The sequence below is a fragment of the Bdellovibrio sp. HM001 genome (assembly GCF_055397275.1).
In genome coordinates this window covers 3,646,908-3,661,562 of record NZ_AP029174.1, presented here as the reverse complement: position 1 = coordinate 3,661,562, position 14,655 = coordinate 3,646,908, and the positions used below count along the sequence as shown (strand labels likewise).

Genomic DNA, 14,655 nt, shown 5'->3' with positions numbered 1-14,655 from the left:
TTCGCTCCTACAGGGGGATGTTTCCGTGCTTTTTAGCCGGAGTGATATCACGTTTATGTTTCAGCATTTCCAAAGAGTCGATGATACGTTTACGAGTCATTGCTGGCTCGATCACTTCATCAGTGTAGCCCAATTCAGCGGATACATACGGATTGCTGAATTTTGCTTCGTACTCTGCCGTCAGGCGAGCGCGCTCGGCCACAGGATCTTTGGCTTTGTTGATCTCTTCACGGAAGATGATGCTCACCGCACCGTCAGCACCCATCACCGCGATTTCCGCAGAAGGGTATGCCAGATTCACGTCAGAGCGAAGAAGCTTGGAGCCCATAACGATATAAGCACCACCGTAAGCCTTACGGGTGATCACTGTGATCTTAGGCACTGTCGCTTCCGCATAAGCGTAAAGCAATTTTGCACCGTGTGTGATGATGCCGTTCCACTCCTGATCTTTCCCTGGCAAGAAGCCTGGAACGTCCACGAAGGAAACCACTGGAATGTTGAAGGCGTCACAGAAGCGGATGAAACGAGCCCCTTTGCGGGACGCTTCAATGTTCAAGCAACCAGCAAGGATGTTGGGCTGATTGGCCACGATACCCACTGGACGACCGTTAAATCGCGCAAAGCCCACAATCAGGTTTTGTGCGAAGTGCTTGTGAACTTCCAGGAAGTAACCTTCGTCCACGCACTCGGTGATCACAGAGATCATGTCATAAGGCTTCTTTGGATTTTCCGGGATCATGGTGTTCAGCGCTTCCGTCAGGCGGTCCGGACGATCGTTGGTCGGAAGAACCGGAGCATCGTCAAGATTGTTGGACGGAAGGAAGTTCATCATTTCACGGATCAGAAGCAAGCAGTGCTTGTCGTCTTCCGCCGCAAAGTGCGCCACGCCGGATTTTGCAGAGTGAGTGGTTGCCCCACCCAGTTCTTCTTTTGTCACATCTTCGTGAGTCACCGTCTTGATTACATCAGGACCCGTCACGAACATGTAAGAAGTGTTTTTCACCATGAACACGAAGTCAGTGATGGACGGAGAATAAACCGCACCACCTGCGCATGGGCCCATGATAGCTGTGATCTGAGGGATCAGGCCAGAAGCCATGGTGTTGCGAGTGAAGATATCTGCGTAACCACCCAGGGATTCGATACCCTCTTGAATACGTGCACCACCAGAGTCATTGATAGAAATGAAAGGGGCGCCGTTCTTCATCGCCAGATCCATCACTTTGCAGATCTTGTTGGCTTGAGTGCGGGACATGGATCCACCGATCACGGTGAAATCCTGAGATGACAAATAAACCAGCTTGCCGTTGATACGACCGTAACCAGTGATGACACCATCACCAGGAACCACGTTTTTATCCATGCCGAAGTTTGTGCAACGGTGAGAAACGAAACGATCCATTTCAACGAAGCTGCCCGGATCCAATAAAACATCCACGCGTTCACGTGCTGTTAGGCGGCCACCTTGTTTGTGTTTGGCCAAGCGAGCTGCGCCACCACCAGCCATTGCGGCTTCGTTTCTTTTTTCAAGATCTGCCAAGCGAGCTTGAATGCCAGATGAAACTTCTGTGCTCATACAATTCCTTTTCTTAATGAGGAACCATCCTCAAAAAACAGGGAATCAATCTAGCATGAGAGCTTAAAGAATCATCTTAAAACTAGGACGCGGAGCGCACTGTTTACGCTCCGCACGATGCGATCTATCTTATTGAATTTATGGAACTAACTGACGAAGAGTGGTCAGGGCCTTTTCGACGTTGATACGCCCTCGAGTATTTACTTTAAACTCGTGTCCGGCCTCGACGTCCACCGAGCGCAAAATCGCCTCTTTAATTTGGCTTGCGGTGGCCTCAGGTTTGGCGCTCCAAAGCAGGGCCGCAGTCCCGCTGACAAACGGAGCGGCCATGCTTGTTCCTTCCATATATGCGATCGAATTTCCTGGAACCGTGCTTAAAATTCTTTCGCCCGGAGCCGCCACATGCACCAGATTGAAGCCACGATTCGACCACGAGGTCATGAAATCAGAAACGGAGGCTGCCGCCACAGTGATCTGATTGGACATGTTAAAGGATGCCGGGAATTCAGGATACACGTCGACGTCACGTCCATCGTTTCCTGCGGCCACCACCACGAGGATGCCCTGACGTTGTAATTCGTTAAAGGCATTGCGCAGAGATGCCACACAAGGAGCTCCCCCCCAGCTGGCGTTGATGATCTTTGCACCGCGCTTGGCGGAATATTGCAAAGCCAAAACGGCATCGCCTAAGGAGCCACCACCATCATTTGAGATAAACTGCGCAGGAATGATCTGGGCCTGAGGGGCTACGCCTTCGACGCTGCCATAGCGGGAATCCGCTGCAATAATGCCAGCCACGTGAGAACCATGCGAGCTGGGTGTTTGATTGCTGCCGGGCTGGGATACGAACGCAGCTCCATAGTAGTCATCAACAATCCCATTTCCATCGTCGTCTTTGCCGTTGTTGGGAATTTCACCCGAGTTCACGGCAATGCGCGGAAGAAGTTGGGGGTGACTGACATCCACGTAGGCGTCCACCACAGCGACTTTAACGTCTTGACCATAGATGCCCTGACTCCAGACCGAAGGGGCTCCAATGCGCTCTTGCCCCCAGCTGTCGGTGAAGCCCGAGGTGCGCACTTCATTAGAGGTTTGCAGTTGAATCACTCGATCGTAATCCACGTGTTTAATATTTTCTAATTGTGGCTTGATGAAGTTCTCTTTGAATTCATCGGCGTTCGCAGCCGTTTCAGTTGTGAAACTGCCGTCCTCCCACTGGACGATAAATTTGTTTTCGATGGCCTGGCCCCGACATGCACTTGAGTCAAGAGCGCCATTTTCTGGAAAGACGGATTCAGCGGATTTTTTGCTACATGCTGCCAATACAAAGACGCAAGCGACCGCCGAGAGAATTTTCTGAACATCCATGTTCACTCCCTGTGCGGGCCGTAGAGGTCCCATCAATGGGACGCATATCAAAGGCCCGACCGGTTAGCTCTTCGGTCATTATATGTCTTATTTTGAGGCTAAAAATTCGAAACTAGACTGGACCTTTTTGTCAGGTCCAATCCATTAGATGTGAGCGATGAATTCGCGTAAAAACGAGGAGAATTGCAACTCGACTTGCTTCGCAGTTTCTGTCACTTCGTCGTGGGAAAGCTTCTGAGAAGAAATTCCTGCCGCCAAGTTCGTGATACAAGAAAGTGCCGCCACACGCAGACCCAAGTGATTGGCTGCGATGGTTTCAGGAACTGTGCTCATGCCCACGGCTGTGCCACCAATAAGTTTCAGGTAGCGAACTTCTGCTGGAGTTTCATAAGTTGGACCACTGACGCCGCAGTATACACCCTTGTGATAGCGCGTACCTTGCTTCATCAACACTTCTTCCATTGTTTGGATCAAGCGTTTGTCGTAAGCCTCAGTCATGTCGGGGAAACGAGGACCCAGCTCTTTGATGTTCGGACCCATCAAAGGATTCGTGCCCATCAAATTGATGTGATCTTCGATGATCATGAAATCACCAGCCTGCATGTTTTCACCAAAACCGCCGGCAGAGTTTGTCAGGATCAAAGTTTCCACACCCAGCATCGCCAGCGTTCTTGTCGGGAACACAACACTTTCCATGCTGTGACCTTCATAGAAGTGATTGCGACCCTGAAGAATTGCAATCGGCTGACCACCGACTTTACCGAAGATCAAATTTCCAGAATGACCTTCCACAGTCGGCGGGGAGAAGTGGGGGATGTCTTTGTAAGGAATGGTTGTTTCAACTTCCACTTCTTTTACGAAAGCGCCAAGACCGGAACCTAACACGACGCCGATCTTCGGTTTTGCCGAAGTTTTTGTGCGGATAAAGGCCATGGATTCTTGAAGCTTATTGAGTACCAAACGACGTCCCCTTTTTAAGACTTAGAGCATTAGCTCAAAGTTTTCAGTATCAAACTAGGCTTTGCCACCTTTTGCAAGGAAATTGTCATCGCTGAACGAAGCATAGGCAGAGCAGATTGAAGCAGATCTTTGTCGTCGCCATGCAATGTAAAGACCGTGTCTCCGACCTTCACTTCATCACCAACTTTCACATGGAATTCGATGCCTGCAGTTGGTGCAATGATGTCCGTTGTCTGCGCGCGACCGGCTTTGATAAGAATGCCCGCAACCCCAATGCTTTCAGTGTGGAAGCCACCAACCCAACCGGCTTTTTCTGATGTGACCGCAATGGAATGTTTTGGTTTTGGCAATGCCTGCAAATTTCCACCGTGAATGGAGCAGAGTTCTTCAAACTTCGCCATCGCCTTGCCGGACACCAGCATGTCTGTGGCAATTTTGTAAGACTCTTCTTCGTTTTTACCAACGCCCGCAAGTAACAACATGTGAGCAGAAAGTCGCAAGCTCAGCTCGCGCGTGTCTTCGTAAAGATCATACCCTGCAGGGCCGATGAACTTTTCATTTTTCATGATAGCCACGCACTCATCCACCTCAAGTGAATTCCCTGCGAAGCGACCCAGTGGTTGATCCATATTCGTCAGCAGTGCCGTGACTTTTTTGCCGTAGCCCTTGGCGATGGCCATCAGATTCAGGGCCAGCTCCTCTGCCAAAACAGGGGTCTTCATAAATGCCCCAGAGCCGTACTTCACATCCAACACCAGTCCGTCGATGCCTTCAGCCATTTTCTTGGACATGATGGAAGCGCAAATCAACGGCAGACTTTCCACTGTGGCCGTTACGTCGCGAAGAGCATAGATTTTTTTGTCGGCAGGACAGATCTCTTTGGTCTGACCGATGAAGCAGATTTTATGTTTTTTCACCAGCTCGATAAATTCAGGCAAGGACTTTTGGGTGTTGAAGCCGGGGATGGATTCAAGTTTGTCCAAAGTTCCACCCGTGTGACCCAGGCCACGGCCGGAAATCATTGGAACCGGAATGCCTGCAGCTGCGACGATCGGGCCCAGAATCAAGCTGGTTTTATCACCCACTCCACCGGTGGAGTGTTTGTCCACTTTGAATTCTTTCACGGAAGAGAAGTCCACAACCTCGCCGGAGTGAAGCATGGCCTTGGTCAAAGACAGAGTTTCCTCCGTTGTCATGCCACGGAAGAAGATCGCCATCAAAAGAGCCGACATCTGATAATCGGGGATATGGCCACGGGCATAGCCCAGAATAAATTCGTTGATTTCATCAAACTTCAGTTCTTGGCCATTGCGTTTGGCTTTGATGATTTCAGCAGGAAGAAAAGACATTAGTAACCACCTTGTACAGAGCCGCCTTGAATAATTGTGATTCCGGAGCTTGTGCCAAGGCGGGTGGCTCCAGCTTCGATCATTGCATGTGCTTGTTGGGCATCTTTGATGCCGCCGGAAGCTTTCACTTCCATTTGATTGCCGACAACGGACTTCATCAGTTTCACGTCATCGACCGTCGCGCCACCACCGCCAAATCCGGTGGAGGTTTTTACAAAGTGAGCGCCAGCTTCCAGTGCGGCTTTGCAGGCCAGGACTTTTTCGTCGTTGTTCAGCAGGGAAGTTTCGATGATCACTTTCACGGTGCAACCTTGCGCGGCCTGCACGACGGCTTTGATGTCGTCGCGAACATAGTTCAAACGGCGGTCTTTCAGGGCGCCGATCTGAATGACCATGTCGATTTCCTGTGCGCCATTGCGAATTGCAGTCGAAGTTTCGTAGGCTTTGCTTTCCGTGTCCATGGCACCCAACGGGAAGCCCACCACACAGCAGACTTTCACAGAGGAGCCCTTAAGAAGTTCTGCGCAGGTTTTGACGTAAGAGGTGTTTACGCAGACGCTGAAGAAAGAATGGTCTTTGGCTTCAGCACAAAGCTTTTCGATTTGCGAGAGCTGAGCCTCGGGCTTCAAAAGAGTGTGGTCAATATAACGACTTAGTTGCACGGGGCACCTCAAAAATGTTTAAATAGCAAAAGTATCTCAGTTCATTGCAGGAGGCAATCATGACACCACAGAAGTGGACCTCGTTTTTTCTGGCAGCTTTGTTGATCTTCACTTCCTCGGCGTCTTTTGCGCAAGCCGACAGAGCCTTTAAGCGAAATACGGCGGCCGTCCTGTTTGCCAGTCTGGGGGGCGCTATTTTGGGATTGAGCACGTTGTCTTTTTACGGTCATCCAGAAGAACACACCGACAACATCGGCCTGGGGGCCTTAGTGGGTTTTGTTGCGGGGGTGGGCTATGTTGTTTATGACTCCTCGCGCCCAGCGACACCTAATTATGAATATTCACAGAACTTAGGATGGGACCAAAAAAGCCGAAGGGCCTCAACGACTGTCGCCAAGGCCCCTCCAATTGTTCAGTTTGGATTTGAGTTCTAATTAAGATCAGCCCACTTTGGTGCGCGGGCCACCGACGGCGCCGCCCACAGCTGTCTGCACGCTGGTGTCGCCACCACCGGCTTGACCCAGGAAGGTTTTCGCATCCGCAGCAGAAACCTTTCCTTTTCGGACCAAATCTTCGATGTACTTTTCAAACAACACCATCCCTTGGCTGGAGCCGGTCTGCATTGCAGAAGGGATCTGGTGGACTTTACCTTCACGAATCAAGTTGGAGATCGCTTTGGTGTTTCTCATGATCTCGTAAGCGGCCACACGGCCTTGGCCGTCGGCGCGTGAGAACAGAGTCTGAGCCACCACTCCACGCAGGGATTCTGCAAGCATCGTGCGGATCTGCTGTTGTTGTCCCGCAGGGAAAACGTCAATGATACGGTCAATGGTTTTCGCGGCACTGTTGGTGTGCAGAGTTCCGAACACGATGTGTCCTGTTTCTGCGGCCGTCAGTGCCAAAGAGATTGTTTCCAAGTCACGCAACTCACCCACCAGCAGGATGTCCGGATCTTCACGCAGAGCCGCTTTCAGGGCGTTGGCAAAGCTCTTGGTGTGGCTTCCCACTTCGCGCTGGTTGACCAGGGATTTTAAGTTTGGATGAACGAACTCGATAGGGTCTTCCACCGTGATGATGTGTGCTTCGCGGGTCATGTTAATCTGGTGGATCATCGCTGCCAAAGTGGTGGACTTACCGGAGCCGGTCGGACCCGTTACCAGGATCAGACCACGATCGCAGTCGATGATGTCCATCACAGATGGGGGCACACCCAGCTCTTGCGCTGTTTTGATTTTTTCAGGGATGATACGCATGACGGCGCCAAGGCCTTTGCGTTGCATAAAGATGTTGCAACGGAAGCGGCCTGTGCCGGGAAGAGTGTAGGCGAAATCCAGCTCCCACTTTTCAACGAAAGCTTTCTTTTGCTTTTCTGAAAGGATCTCAAAAAGCAGACCCTGCACGTCCTGATTTGTGAGTTCGCGATAGTTCAATGGAACCATGTTTCCATGAAGGCGCAAATAAGGGGCTGCCCCGCTTGTGATATGCAAGTCGGAAGCACCTTGTTCGACCATGAGTTTAAACAGCTCATCAATTGTTGCCATCGTTCTCTCCCTAAGGGCTCTAATTCAGTGATCTTTTCGGTCAGATATGTTTCAATATTAAATATTATTTGCTAACGGTCTTGTTTCTGGACTATTGAACTAAGACCAGGCCCTGTTCTCGGGTAAAGGAGCCACTGTGTCCGCTGAAATTCTGATCAATGTTCGCCCCCAAGAAACCAGAGTCGCCTATGTCGATGCGGGAATTCTGTCTGATTTGAAGATCGAAAGAAAAACATCCCCTACATTGGTCGGGTCTATCCATCGCGGCACCGTGATCCGTGTTCTTCCGGGCATGCAGGCCGCCTTTGTGGATATTGGTCTGGAAAAAGCGGCATTCCTGTATGTGGGCGACATCCGCGAAGACGTGGACGACAACTTCCTTTCTGCGGTGGACCGGGAAGAGCCCCTGGATGAGGGGGACGATGACAAGCCGCTGACTCACACTAATAAAACGCCCATTCAAGAGCTGGTGAAGGAAGGCCAGAGCATTTTGGTTCAGGTCTCTAAAGATCCGCTGGGCACCAAAGGCGCGCGTTTAACGACACATCTATCGCTGCCAGGCCGCTTCGTGGTCTTTTTGCCCACCGTGCGCCACTTGGGGATTTCCCGACGTATTGAGGATGAAGGGGAGCGCGAGCGCCTAAGAAAACTGGTGCAGAAGATCAATCCATCCGGTGGCGTGATTGTGCGTACTGCGGGTGATGGCGCCTCCGAGGAAATGTTGAAGGCCGACATCGAGTATCTCGATCGTATGAGCAAAGAAATCTTCAAGATGTACGAAAAGAAAAAGCAACCCGGGGCCTTGCACACAGAGCTGGATGTGGAACTGCGTGCCCTTCGGGATCTAATGAGTGAAGATGTCACCAGCGTGTGGGTGGATGATGTCGAGATTCACAAAAAAGTTGTGAAGTTCGTGTCCCAATTCATGCCAAAATACAAACAAAACATCGTCCTTTATGAAGAGAAAAAGCCGCTGTTTGATTTGTACGACATTGATATCGAGATTTCCCGTTCGATGGAAAGAAAGATCTGGCTGAAGTCCGGCGGTTATATCGTCATAGATGAGGCCGAAGCTTTGGTTGTGATTGATGTGAACACCGGAAAATTCGTCGGCAAAAAAGACCTGGAAGACACGATCTTAAAAACCAATCTGGAAGCGGTTCGCGAGACCGCACACCAGTTGCGCATCCGCAACTGCGGCGGGATCATCATCATCGACTTCATCGATATGGAAAAAGAATCCCATCGCGAAAAGGTTCTGGAGGCCCTGGCTGAAGAACTGCAAAAAGACCGCGCTCGCACAAATATCGTTTCCATGTCCCAGTTGGGACTGGTGGAGATGACCCGCAAGCGCATTCGCCCAAGTCTGATCAAAACCTTGTGTGAGCCGTGCTCTTACTGTGATGGAAAAGGCTATATCAAACGCAAGTCCACGGTGGCCAACGAGATCTTCCGCGAGCTGGAGCGTGACGCTGACATGCTGATCAATAAAAAGACCAACGTGGTGATTCACTGCCATAGCGAAGTCGTGGATTGGATCTATGAAGTTGAAGGCGAAACACTGGAAGGTATTGAGAAGAAGCTCGGCCGTTCCGTTGCTTTCAAGATCGAACCGAATTATCACCTAGAACAATACGAAATCTTCTTCGTCTAAACGGCGGGTGAAAAGGGCCCCATCGACTGCGTTGTGCTGCGGGCTCCTGCCCTTGCCCTTCGGGCTGACGCCCAAGAATAGCTTCCTGCTATTCTTGTCGGGCCCCTTTTGACCCGCCTTTAAGTTTGCTTTTTCTTGGTGCTTTGTTGGATCGCTTGGATGACGGCTGAATTTTTGGAAGAAAATGGGGCTGCTGGACTTTGGTTGGTTTAGTCGGGTCTTGGGTGTTCCGATAGATTCAGCATGAAACATCTGTTGGGTTTTCTATTTGGCATTCTATTTTCGTTGGTTGTGCAGGCAGAACCGCTTTTCTGCGGTGGGAATCCTTATCAGGTGAAAGCTTTGGCGGATGTTTCCCGCAACACTTGTATGCAGACGCTGCAGTCGAAGGAGTGTCAGGCTTTGTTTGCCAAGATGCGCGCCAATGGGGAAAAGCCTGAGGAAAAAGCTCTGAAGTGCGCCAAGCAAAGTTCCTTGTCGCGCGCCTTTGAGGCGTCCTGGGATTACACCTCGGGATGCGCAACGGGGGGATGGTCCTTTGTTAAAGACAGCTTTGTTGCGGTTGGCACAGCCATCGGCGAAGGTGCTGCGAAGATCGTCATGGATATGGAAGCGGAAAAGGCGGCTAATGCCGCTTGTGAGGCCGACCCTCAGGGGAAGGTGAATCTCTTTAAGCAATATAACGGCTCAGTCCCCAAGATCCTTCAGGTTCCCATGCCCAAAGCAGATGTTCTTCAGAAGGCCAATTGCGCGACCGTGAAGGGGATCTTGCATCTGCAGTCTGTGAGTAAGAAGAACGAGGCTCTGACAGCTATTACCCGCAAACGATCCTTGAAAGCCCCCAACTTCACTGCGGAAGAAAAAGAATACATGGACTGGGTTCAGGGAAATGCGCCGAAGTCACAAAAGATGGATCTGGTGGGCATGGCCAAGGCTCGCTTGAAAGAAATGGGCATTCAGCTTGATTGTTATAACTCTAAAGAAGCTGCTGCCATGGTTTGTGAAGCCATCGCAGAGGTCGCGTCCTTCGCCGGGGGGCCCGCGGGGGCTGCGCTGAAAGCTGCGAAGGCTCGGAACATTATGAAAATTGCCGGAGTCAGTGCCGATGCAGAAAAGGCCGCCGTGGCAACACGAACTGTGGCGTCGGCGGCGGATCTGGCAAAAGCCGCGAAGCTTTCTAATAGTGAGCGTGTGCTGGCGGCTGAAAAGTCACTAGGCCGAAAGCTCACGGAGCAGCAGGAAAAGGCCCTGATCAAGGCCCATGAGGTGGCGGCCGGGACCGGGCGCGGGTATGGAACCTATTCAAAGGCCGACATTGCGGAAAAGACCCGGATCCTGCAACAAGCTGGATTTAACGCCACCGAACGCGAGGCCCTGCTTCGCCAGGGATTGGCCGGAAGCCTGTCAGATACCAAAGCCGCCAGAGACTTTGCCAATAAAGCCCGCCTGGAGGCCGATAAGCTCCGCGTGTCTGGAAATATCTCAGAATCTACAGCAAGTTACCGCAAAGCGTCTGACTCTTATGAGGTGTTTATTGCAGACCCCAAGGCGGCCAAGTCTTCCCGGGATTATTGGGTGGGAGCCAAGCTTAATGCCGCGGCGGAGAGATATGATAAGGCAGCGGAATACTTCATTAAAACGGAACAGGCGACAGCTCGCAGTGACGTGAGGGCGCAGAACATCTTTGAGGCCCTCAACCGGGAAAAGAACGAGCTGCGGGTGATCGCTTCCAAGAATCCGGGCAGTAAATCAGCTCAAAAGAACTATCAGGACCATCGAAAGTTGATCGAAGCCGTCACTAATAATAAGAGTTTTCAACTGGGCGATGCCTGGAAGCGGGAACTTTTAAAGCCGTGATTTCGGCTAACCTGCTGAAAATATGGGCTTTTATCTGCCGACTAGACTTTGCCAACTTTTTCCAAAAATATTTGCTTTTGAGGGGGGTTAAAGCTAACCTCTCTTTCTCTCGTAAAAAGCTGAAAAAAATAGCATGTATTAGGTTGACAAAGCCTAGTGCGAAGTGGCATTTACCATTGGCTTAATTCGGGTAGCTGGAGGTTTACATGTACGCGATTATTCGTACTGGCGGGAAACAATATAAAGTTCAAGCTGGTGACGTAGTTCAGGTTGATAAACTTGAACAAGCACTTGGTGCAGAGTTTGAAATCAACGAAGTTTTGATGGTTGGTGGTGAGTCCACTGCTGTTGGTCAACCTCTTGTTAAAGGTGCGAAAGTAACTGTTGTTGTTACTAAACAAGCTAAGACAAGAAAAGAGATCGTCTTCAAAAAGAAGCGTCGTCAAGGTTACAGAAAGTTCGCAACTCACAAACAAGAGTTCACTGAACTATTTGTTAAGGCTATTTCCTTCGATGGAAAAACAGCTAAAACTGACGAAGCAGCTAAAGTAGTAGACGTGAAAGCAGTTCGTGCAGAAAAAGCACAAGCTCGCGTAGCAGCTCGTAAAGAGCGCGCAGCGAACAAAGGGACTGCAGAAGTTGTTAAAAAAGCGGCTAAAAAAGTAGCGAAGAAGAAAGTTGCTAAGAAAGCAGTTAAAAAGACTGTTAAAAAAGCGACTAAAGCTGGCGCGAAGAAAAAAGTCGCTAAAAAAACTTCTAAGAAAGCATAATTAATTTTATTTCGTAAGAGAGGTTCGTCATGGCAAGTAAGAAGGCCGGTGGTAGTACAAAGAACGGTCGTGATTCACAGAGTAAACGACTGGGCGTAAAAAGATTCGGTGGCGAGAAAGTTCTTCCAGGGACTATCATCGTTCGTCAGCGTGGAACTAAATTCCATCTTGGTAACAACGTAAAAATGGGTCGCGACTACACGATTTATTCTGTAATCGAAGGTCTTGTTAAGTTTGAGCGTTTCTCTAAAGAGCGTTTCAAAATTAGCGTATATCCTAAAGCTGTTTAATCAGTAGTAAGATAGTACCGATACATTTTTTCAAAATGCGAAGAGGAGCCATTCCATGGCTCCTTTTTTGTTGTATAAACGGTCACTTATGAAATTCATCGATGAAGTTAGAATTACCTTAGCTTCGGGCCGTGGCGGTCCGGGGTGTGTCAGTTTTCGCCGTGAATCCGGTTTGCCTCGTGGCGGTCCGGATGGTGGTGATGGTGGCAAAGGCGGCGATGTTATTATTCGCACATCTCGCCACATCAACTCTTTGGTCGATATTCGTTCCAACAAAAGATACGCAGCTCAAAACGGTCACATGGGAATGGGCCGTCAAAAAGCGGGTCACGACGGAGAAGATCTGGTTATGATTGTTCCCAAGGGGACGATCTTCCGCAATATGGACGGTGAAATCATCGTCGATATGACCGACATCGATGAGCATGTTCTGCTTAAAGGTGGTCGCGGTGGAAAAGGAAATGAGTTCTTCAAAACCAGCGTCAATCAGGCACCTGATTATGCACAGCCAGGCGAAGACGGCGAAGAGGTTGAGGTTAAACTTGAACTGAAGCTGATTGCTGACGTTGGAATTGTGGGCTTCCCGAATGCGGGTAAATCCACTTTGATCTCTCGCATCTCGGCGGCGAAACCAAAGATCGCAGACTATCCGTTTACAACACTGACGCCCAACTTGGGTGTGGTTAAGGCGGGGGATTATTCCACGTTTGTGGTTGCGGACATCCCGGGTCTGGTGAAGGGCGCTCACGCCGGCGTGGGTCTTGGCATTCAGTTTTTGAAACACATTGAACGCACGCGTTTGTTCATCCACCTGATTGATGCTTCAGGGATGTCGGGACGTGATCCTCTTGAGGATTATGCGGATATTAACAATGAACTTAAGATGTATGATGAAAACAACAAGGACAAAGAGGGTTTCTTCCCTCTTTCCACGCGTCCACAGTTTGTTGTTCTGAACAAAATCGACACCTTGAGTGAAAATGAACTGGCGAAGTTGAAGAAGAAGTTCAAAGAGGCCTCAGGTTCTGAGCCTTATGCGATTTCGGCTGTGACTGGAAAAAATATTAAAGAGTTCGTACAGGAACTGGCTCGTCAGATTTTGGAAGATAATAAAGAGGAACAGTAATGAAAATAGGTATTTTCGGGGGCAGTTTCAATCCTCCACACATGGGTCATATCAACGCCATTCAAACAGTGGCTAAAAAAGCGGGCTTGGGTAAAGTTCATATCGTTCCGGCCGCTCAGAATCCTCTGAAAACTCCGGTGGAAGGACCTACTCCAGAACAACGTGTAGAGCTGACGCGTCTGGCGTTCTCTCAATACGGTGACACTTATTTTGTAGACGATCAGGAAATCAATCGTGGTGGCATGAGCTACACGATCGATACAGTCTTGAATCTGCGCAAACAGTACGATGCCAATGATCTTTACTTGGTGGTTGGTGCGGATAAGTTCGAAGAACTGGCGCAGTGGAAGGACTATCAAAAGATTCTGACCGAAGCGAATCTGATTGTCACAACTCGTCCGGGTTATGACATTCCTGAATCTCTGGAAGAAATGCCAGGATTCCTGAAACCATTGGTGGCGGAATTTGACTTCAACTTTATCGAGCTCAACACCGGCCGCAATATTCAGTTCATCACTTTGCGTGATGTGGAAGTTTCCTCCAGCGAAGTTCGCAAATGGCTTCGCTCCGGAAAGCCTGTGGAAAAGTATCTGCCATTGGCGGTTGAATCCTACATCAAGGAACACAAGCTATACAGAAACCTGGGCGACCGTATCGGTGACTACCAGAAGTTCACTGCGTTCTGCGCTGATGTTCTGTTTGCCAAAAAAGGTATCAACGTCCGTGGCTTTGACCTGACTCAGATGTCAGCTCCGAGTGAATACACACTGATTGCTTCTGGTACCTCCACTCGTCACGCGGCTGCGATGGCAGAAAACATCGTGACGGCGGTAAAAGAGGAATACAATGTTCATCCACAAAGCATCGAAGGTGTGGATGAGGGTCGTTGGGTGCTGGTGGACTACGGTTCATTGATCATCCACGTATTCTACGATTTCGTTCGCCAGGAATACAATCTGGAAAACCTGTGGAGAGAAGGCAAAGACATGGGTTTGAAGGATCCATACGTCGGCAAGGGTGCTCAATAGATGAAGTTCATTCTGTACAATCTCGCCACGGCCAAGGAAGCCTGGGCAGACGAGGTCAGCGAGTTGTACAAGAAGAAGATTTCCTTCTTTGTTCCCTTTGATATTCAGTCCTTGAAAGCGAAGAAGTCCGCACGCGAAGATGCGGACTTCAAACGCAACGAAGAATCCGAATTAATTCTTAAGAATATCAACAGCGATGACTATGTCGTGCTCTTTGACGAGCGCGGCTCGGTCCTGGACTCGATTCAATTTTCAAAAAAAGTGGAAAACATCCTGGGGAGCTCGAAGAAGCGCGCTATATTTATTATTGGCGGAGCTTTCGGGGTGAATGAAGAAGTTCGCAGAAGAGCGGACCTGAAGGTGGCGTTGTCGCCCATGGTGATGAATCACCTGATGGCCCAGGCAATGAGCTTAGAGCAAATCTACCGGGCCTTTACGATCATCAAAAAAATTCCGTATCACAATATTTAAGAG

The 14,655-nt window shown here is 49.7% G+C and carries 14 protein-coding genes; 8 read left to right on the top strand and 6 right to left on the bottom strand.

Features of this window, described 5'->3' with window-relative positions; all coding sequences use genetic code 11:
* Window positions 1-7: 7 nt before the first annotated feature.
* The 5 genes from ACZ5ZZ_RS17310 to deoC all read right to left on the bottom strand — a co-directional run bounded on the left by ACZ5ZZ_RS17310 (window position 8) and on the right by deoC (window position 5,915).
* On the bottom strand, window positions 8-1,576 hold the full coding sequence (locus tag ACZ5ZZ_RS17310) for an acyl-CoA carboxylase subunit beta (protein WP_464132550.1): 1,569 nt from the start codon (window positions 1,574-1,576) through the stop codon (window positions 8-10).
* A 138-nt stretch (window positions 1,577-1,714) separates the two neighbouring features.
* Window positions 1,715-2,944, bottom strand: coding sequence for a S8 family peptidase (locus ACZ5ZZ_RS17305; protein ID WP_464119046.1), 1,230 nt, complete (start codon window positions 2,942-2,944; stop codon window positions 1,715-1,717).
* Window positions 2,945-3,088: 144 nt separating this feature from the next.
* Complete coding sequence (locus ACZ5ZZ_RS17300; protein ID WP_464132549.1) at window positions 3,089-3,904, bottom strand: purine-nucleoside phosphorylase; 816 nt, start codon at window positions 3,902-3,904, stop codon at window positions 3,089-3,091.
* A 29-nt stretch (window positions 3,905-3,933) separates the two neighbouring features.
* On the bottom strand, window positions 3,934-5,253 hold the full coding sequence (locus tag ACZ5ZZ_RS17295) for a thymidine phosphorylase (protein WP_464140633.1): 1,320 nt from the start codon (window positions 5,251-5,253) through the stop codon (window positions 3,934-3,936).
* A complete protein-coding gene (gene deoC, locus ACZ5ZZ_RS17290; RefSeq protein WP_464140631.1) occupies window positions 5,253-5,915 on the bottom strand; it encodes a deoxyribose-phosphate aldolase in 663 nt (220 codons plus the stop codon). The genes ACZ5ZZ_RS17295 and deoC overlap by 1 nt, the downstream gene beginning before the upstream one ends.
* 59 nt (window positions 5,916-5,974) lie before the next feature.
* Between deoC and ACZ5ZZ_RS17285 the strand changes: the two genes are divergently transcribed.
* Window positions 5,975-6,349 (top strand): hypothetical protein, encoded by a 375-nt coding sequence (locus tag ACZ5ZZ_RS17285; protein ID WP_464132545.1) that lies wholly within the window; start codon window positions 5,975-5,977, stop codon window positions 6,347-6,349.
* A 6-nt stretch (window positions 6,350-6,355) separates the two neighbouring features.
* Here ACZ5ZZ_RS17285 and ACZ5ZZ_RS17280 read toward each other — a convergent pair whose 3' ends face one another.
* Window positions 6,356-7,456, bottom strand: a complete 1,101-nt coding sequence (locus ACZ5ZZ_RS17280) for a type IV pilus twitching motility protein PilT (RefSeq protein WP_464132543.1) — start codon at window positions 7,454-7,456, stop codon at window positions 6,356-6,358.
* Window positions 7,457-7,592: 136 nt separating this feature from the next.
* On the opposite strand from ACZ5ZZ_RS17280, the gene ACZ5ZZ_RS17275 reads away from it, so the two are divergent.
* The 7 genes from ACZ5ZZ_RS17275 to ACZ5ZZ_RS17245 all read left to right on the top strand — a co-directional run bounded on the left by ACZ5ZZ_RS17275 (window position 7,593) and on the right by ACZ5ZZ_RS17245 (window position 14,652).
* Window positions 7,593-9,110 carry an Rne/Rng family ribonuclease gene (locus tag ACZ5ZZ_RS17275; RefSeq protein WP_464119039.1) on the top strand — a complete coding sequence of 506 codons (1,518 nt, stop codon included), beginning with the start codon at window positions 7,593-7,595 and terminating at the stop codon, window positions 9,108-9,110.
* Window positions 9,111-9,353: 243 nt separating this feature from the next.
* On the top strand, window positions 9,354-10,967 hold the full coding sequence (locus tag ACZ5ZZ_RS17270) for a hypothetical protein (RefSeq protein ID WP_464132541.1): 1,614 nt from the start codon (window positions 9,354-9,356) through the stop codon (window positions 10,965-10,967).
* A 206-nt stretch (window positions 10,968-11,173) separates the two neighbouring features.
* Window positions 11,174-11,737, top strand: coding sequence for a 50S ribosomal protein L21 (gene rplU, locus ACZ5ZZ_RS17265; RefSeq protein ID WP_464132540.1), 564 nt, complete (start codon window positions 11,174-11,176; stop codon window positions 11,735-11,737).
* 29 nt (window positions 11,738-11,766) lie between these two features.
* The gene (gene rpmA / locus ACZ5ZZ_RS17260; RefSeq protein ID WP_063205653.1) at window positions 11,767-12,027 is read left to right on the top strand and encodes a 50S ribosomal protein L27; all 261 of its coding nucleotides are present in this window, start codon (window positions 11,767-11,769) and stop codon (window positions 12,025-12,027) included.
* An 88-nt stretch (window positions 12,028-12,115) separates the two neighbouring features.
* Window positions 12,116-13,153 (top strand): GTPase ObgE, encoded by a 1,038-nt coding sequence (obgE, locus tag ACZ5ZZ_RS17255; RefSeq protein ID WP_464119035.1) that lies wholly within the window; start codon window positions 12,116-12,118, stop codon window positions 13,151-13,153.
* Window positions 13,153-14,181, top strand: a complete 1,029-nt coding sequence (gene nadD / locus ACZ5ZZ_RS17250) for a nicotinate (nicotinamide) nucleotide adenylyltransferase (protein ID WP_464140628.1) — start codon at window positions 13,153-13,155, stop codon at window positions 14,179-14,181. The genes obgE and nadD overlap by 1 nt, the downstream gene beginning before the upstream one ends.
* Complete coding sequence (locus ACZ5ZZ_RS17245) at window positions 14,182-14,652, top strand: 23S rRNA (pseudouridine(1915)-N(3))-methyltransferase RlmH (protein ID WP_464140626.1); 471 nt, start codon at window positions 14,182-14,184, stop codon at window positions 14,650-14,652. It begins immediately after the preceding gene.
* Window positions 14,653-14,655 lie beyond the last annotated feature (3 nt).

Coding starts and splice junctions, on each gene's coding strand:
- ACZ5ZZ_RS17310 (WP_464132550.1), bottom strand. CDS start 1,576: ATGAGCACAGAAGTTTCATCTGGCATTCAAGCTCGCTTGGCAGATCTT.
- ACZ5ZZ_RS17305 (WP_464119046.1), bottom strand. CDS start 2,944: ATGGATGTTCAGAAAATTCTCTCGGCGGTCGCTTGCGTCTTTGTATTG.
- ACZ5ZZ_RS17295 (WP_464140633.1), bottom strand. CDS start 5,253: ATGTCTTTTCTTCCTGCTGAAATCATCAAAGCCAAACGCAATGGCCAA.
- ACZ5ZZ_RS17285 (WP_464132545.1), top strand. CDS start 5,975: ATGACACCACAGAAGTGGACCTCGTTTTTTCTGGCAGCTTTGTTGATC.
- ACZ5ZZ_RS17280 (WP_464132543.1), bottom strand. CDS start 7,456: ATGGCAACAATTGATGAGCTGTTTAAACTCATGGTCGAACAAGGTGCT.
- ACZ5ZZ_RS17270 (WP_464132541.1), top strand. CDS start 9,354: ATGAAACATCTGTTGGGTTTTCTATTTGGCATTCTATTTTCGTTGGTT.
- rplU (WP_464132540.1), top strand. CDS start 11,174: ATGTACGCGATTATTCGTACTGGCGGGAAACAATATAAAGTTCAAGCT.
- rpmA (WP_063205653.1), top strand. CDS start 11,767: ATGGCAAGTAAGAAGGCCGGTGGTAGTACAAAGAACGGTCGTGATTCA.
- obgE (WP_464119035.1), top strand. CDS start 12,116: ATGAAATTCATCGATGAAGTTAGAATTACCTTAGCTTCGGGCCGTGGC.
- nadD (WP_464140628.1), top strand. CDS start 13,153: ATGAAAATAGGTATTTTCGGGGGCAGTTTCAATCCTCCACACATGGGT.
- ACZ5ZZ_RS17245 (WP_464140626.1), top strand. CDS start 14,182: ATGAAGTTCATTCTGTACAATCTCGCCACGGCCAAGGAAGCCTGGGCA.